This is a genomic window from Streptomyces sp. NPDC037301, from assembly GCF_055602785.1.
Genome location: NZ_JBVJWD010000187.1, coordinates 1 through 1,102, shown reverse-complemented (window position 1 = coordinate 1,102; position 1,102 = coordinate 1). Strand labels below are relative to the sequence as shown.

1 protein-coding gene is annotated in these 1,102 nt (G+C 60.7%); it reads right to left on the bottom strand.

Going from position 1 to position 1,102, the window contains the following annotated elements; genetic code table 11:
* Window positions 1-37: 37 nt before the first annotated feature.
* Window positions 38-877, bottom strand: a complete 840-nt coding sequence (locus tag ACZ7IB_RS49295) for an IS5 family transposase (RefSeq protein ID WP_413754386.1) — start codon at window positions 875-877, stop codon at window positions 38-40.
* Window positions 878-1,102: the final 225 nt, after the last annotated feature.

Genomic DNA, 1,102 nt, shown 5'->3' with positions numbered 1-1,102 from the left:
AGAGGGCGTTTAGAGTGGGCGACTTGCCTCTTATGCCCTAGTAGGTTCCTCGCCAGGTTGGCGTGGTCTCGTCCGTTATGCGCTTGGCGAGGTTGTCGATCGAAGCGAGGTGGATCATGGCTTCGGAGCTGACGGAGAGGGTTTCGTAGTCACGGACAAGGCGTCGGTGCATCATGATCCAACCGATACTCCGCTCCACCACCCAGCGCCTTTTCAGGACGTGAAAGCCGCGAGTTCCGGGGTTCTTGTCGACGACTTCGACATCGATTCCTAGCTTCGCGCCGTGTTCGACGACGGCCTTCTTGAAGCCGGTGTCGACCCAGCTCTTGGCGATGGTTGGGTAGGTGTTTTTCGCCTGGTCGAGGAGGCGTATCCCCAGGGCGTTTTCAGAGAGGCTGGCGGCGGTGACGGTCACGGCGAGGATCAGGCCGATCGTGTCGGTGAGGATGCCTCGCTTCCGGCCCACGATCTTCTTCGCGGCATCGGTTCCCTGGCTGGTCACGGGCACGTTGGTGGAGGTTTTGATGCTCTGGGTGTCGATGACGGAGGCCGTCGGATCGGGCTTGCGGCCTTCCTTCACGCGGGCCAGGGCGGTGAGGTCGTAATTGAGCTGGGCGAAGATTCCCTCGTCGCGCCAGGCGGCGTAGTAGAAGTAGACGGTGCCGTGGCCAGGAAAGTCATGCGGGAGGTATTTCCAGGGGATTCCGGTGCGGTTCAGGTAGAGAATCGCGTCGAACACATCGCGGAGTTCGACCTTCGCCGGCTGACCGGTTGGGCGGCGGTCGAGCCGGGCTTTCCGCCAGGCCGTCAGAGTCGGCTCGATCAAGGCCCACCGGGCGTCGGACAGGTCGCTGGGGTACGGCTTGCGCTGGCTCACGCTGTACCGTCTTCACGGATGGCGCGGAATGGATTGTTCCGCTGACCATCGGGCGGTTCTGTCGCATTTTCAAACCAGACGGACTTCCGGTAGCAGAAGTTCGCGAAACGGACTACGAGGTTCACCCATCAAGAGGAGATGAAGCCCGCATAACGGCTGTAATCATTATGAACTGAGGCAGCGATAGAAGCCGCTTTTCGGAACAGAGGTACTTAAACGCCCTCT